At 41.3% G+C, this 2851-nt stretch carries 5 protein-coding genes; all 5 read right to left on the bottom strand.

Going from position 1 to position 2851, the window contains the following annotated elements; translation table 11 throughout:
• A partial coding sequence (locus tag QZZ35_RS10775) for a hypothetical protein (protein ID WP_291237407.1) occupies positions 1-193 on the bottom strand: 193 nt, incomplete at its 3' end.
• Positions 194-347: 154 nt separating this feature from the next.
• Complete coding sequence (gene galE / locus QZZ35_RS10770) at positions 348-1367, bottom strand: UDP-glucose 4-epimerase GalE (protein ID WP_291237406.1); 1020 nt, start codon at positions 1365-1367, stop codon at positions 348-350.
• A 76-nt stretch (positions 1368-1443) separates the two neighbouring features.
• A complete protein-coding gene (locus QZZ35_RS10765; RefSeq protein WP_291237405.1) occupies positions 1444-1677 on the bottom strand; it encodes a helix-turn-helix transcriptional regulator in 234 nt (77 codons plus the stop codon).
• 97 nt (positions 1678-1774) lie between these two features.
• Positions 1775-2326 carry a class I SAM-dependent methyltransferase gene (locus tag QZZ35_RS10760; protein ID WP_291237404.1) on the bottom strand — a complete coding sequence of 184 codons (552 nt, stop codon included), beginning with the start codon at positions 2324-2326 and terminating at the stop codon, positions 1775-1777.
• Positions 2327-2342: 16 nt separating this feature from the next.
• The coding region (locus tag QZZ35_RS10755; RefSeq protein ID WP_291237403.1) for a metal-dependent hydrolase at positions 2343-2851 on the bottom strand (509 nt) is incomplete at its 5' end.

Genomic DNA, 2851 nt, shown 5'->3' with positions numbered 1-2851 from the left:
GTTTCCCATCCAGCACAAACGTCAACGTCTCCGATATTAACGCTCCCAGTGTGATTCCGATCATTATATTAAACAGATGGTCATTCAAATGTTTTTTCTTATCGACCGTAATTCGGGAAAGCAATGAAATGACCAGAATCATTATGCCCGCAATATTTATGATGAGAATCTCCTGTATATTTATCATATTCATAATGATTTCTCCTCTGCCCCCTTTGTCGTATTAAAAAACCCACTATTAATATAGCATTCCACCACATGTAAATCAAGGTCTGTAATTTAACGACCGCAAAAGAAAATCCATAGAAGATCCTATGCTTTAGAGCATAGGCTTCTATGGATTCTTTTTATTTTATATAGCCCTGCGGATTATTCTTCTGCCAGCGCCAGGAATCTTCACACATCTTATTAAGGTCTCTCACGGCCTTCCATCCCAGTTCTTTCTCAGCCAATGAAGGATCTGCATAGCAGGTTGCAATGTCTCCCGGACGTCTTGGCTTAATCACATAAGGAATCGGACGGCCGACAGCTTTCTCAAAGCCTTTGACAATATCAAGCACACTGTAACCGATGCCTGTTCCAAGATTATATACAAGAACACCATCATGGATCTTATCCATCTTCTCGATGGCTTTCACGTGACCGATCGCCAGGTCGACTACATGAATATAGTCGCGCACACCGGTTCCGTCATGTGTATCATAATCATCTCCGAATACACCGAGAGATTCAAGCTTTCCTACAGCCACCTGTGTAATGTACGGAACAAGGTTGTTCGGGATACCTTTCGGATCTTCCCCTATCCTTCCGCTCTCATGTGCCCCGATCGGATTAAAATAGCGAAGAAGAATCACTTTCCACTCCGGATCTGCTGTATGAAGATCGGTAAGAATCTGTTCAAGCATCGACTTCGTCCATCCGTATGGATTCGTGCATACGCCCTTCGGACATTCTTCGGTAATCGGAATAAAAGCAGGTGTACCGTATACGGTTGCAGAAGAACTGAAAACAATGTTCTTGACACCATATGTACGCATTACATCACAGAGAATCAGTGTACCTGTAATGTTGTTATGATAATATTCGAGCGGTTTTGCGACAGATTCGCCAACGGCCTTCAGACCGGCAAAATGAATAACAGATTCAATCTTCTCTGTCTCAAAAATGTGACAGAGCCCTTCTCTGTCCAAAATATCTACTTCGTAGAAAGTTACTTTCTTTCCGGTAATCTCTTCCACGCGGTCCAGAGCTTCCTTACAGGAATTCGATAAATTATCTGCAACAACGACCTCATATCCTGCATTTAAAAGTTCAACACAAGTATGACTGCCAATATATCCGGCACCACCTGTTACTAAAATTGCCATAAGCATTCTCCTTTACGTTTTATCAAACATTATTTGTAAGTATACCACATTTTGCTTATGGATGGAATATCATCCGCTAATAATCCTCTTTGGATTTTGAAAGAATGTCCAACAGAGATATCTCCAACAGATCCGAAAGCAGCAGCAGGGAACCCATCGATGGTTTGCATACTTTAGTTTCCCACAAATGGATCGTATTCGTACTTACACCAAGTTTCTCTCCCAATTGCTGCTGGGTCATATTATGACGCACCCGGTACTCCCTCAGAGCGTATCCTAACTGAGTCATCCTGCGTTCATCTGTTTTCATAAACCATTCTCCTCATTTCAAGATATGTCCCGATTATACCACGAATATATTCCAAAACTTGTCGAATCCTGACAGGAAAACAAATATTTTTCGTTTCTCATTTTTTCTCCATCATATATAAAATCGGCGGACAGTTTTTTCGATTGACGATTTCCATACGTGTAATCTGCCCCCAGTTTGACGGCATAGATGCCATAAATTCCTCAACAGCTTCCTTTTCCGCAGGTCCGCCTTCATGACCATAATAGATTAAAATCGTTCCGATACCTCCGGAACAAAGAAGGTCTGATAAAGAATGAAGGGCTGAAATCGTTGACTCCGTGCGGGTAACAATGGATTTATCACTGCCCGGAAGATAGCCGAGATTCATTGTAAAGGCACGAATCGGCTCAGTCACGATCTCTCCCGCCCGACTGTGAGAACAGACAAAAAGTTCCGCACGGTTATCAAGACCTGCTTCTTTTAAACGTTCTCTTGTATGTTCAATCGCTTCCTCCTGAATATCAAAAGCATACACTTTGCCCGAATCACCCACCAGCTCACAGAGCTTTAAAGTGTCCCATCCGTTTCCCGCCGTAGCATCCACAGCCCGGTCACCCGGTTTTAGATATTCTGAAAGAAATTCATGTACCCTTTCTACCATCTGCATTTCATTTTCCTCTTTTCTAGATAATTATTTTAAATAAACACCATCCGATGATGGCTGCCATCGCCACCGTTCCGGTATTTCCAATCCAGGAATCGATTTTTCCTCCGGCTGAACATAGTTTTAAACAAAATCGTTTCCGATATGGATAAAAAAGCTGAATTCCTTTTTTATTGAACACATCTAAGCCAAGATGACTTAATAATCCAATACAAAAATACATATAAGCCGATGGAATCAAAAGTTTGATACACCATCCAAGTGCAGCCAGAACAATCAGCGAATGCATCAAACTTCTGTGGGGCTGTTCTTTTCCGTAAGCACAAATGACCAACAAAATACACAGACCCACAATCTTATGTATCCATAATTCATTTGCGGAAATATGATTCCAAACAGACATTTTTCCAGAAAAATCCAAAGCTGCAAGAATAAGAATCATAAGAATACTTCCCCGGACAATATAATCAGCTTTTTTATGAGAAACGGATGTTTCAACATCAATATCACTTATAAGAGAACCAACCG

It is taken from the genome of Frisingicoccus sp. (assembly GCA_016298055.1).
Lineage (GTDB): Bacteria > Bacillota > Clostridia > Lachnospirales > Lachnospiraceae > Frisingicoccus.
Note: the sequence above shows the minus strand (reverse complement) of the source record. Positions and strands in the feature narration are given on the sequence as shown.

What these genes read in the sequence shown, in the direction of transcription:
- galE (WP_291237406.1), bottom strand. Translation starts at nt 1,367, where the DNA reads ATGGCAATTTTAGTAACAGGTGGTGCCGGATATATTGGCAGTCATACT.
- QZZ35_RS10760 (WP_291237404.1), bottom strand. Translation starts at nt 2,326, where the DNA reads ATGCAGATGGTAGAAAGGGTACATGAATTTCTTTCAGAATATCTAAAA.
- QZZ35_RS10765 (WP_291237405.1), bottom strand. Translation starts at nt 1,677, where the DNA reads ATGAAAACAGATGAACGCAGGATGACTCAGTTAGGATACGCTCTGAGG.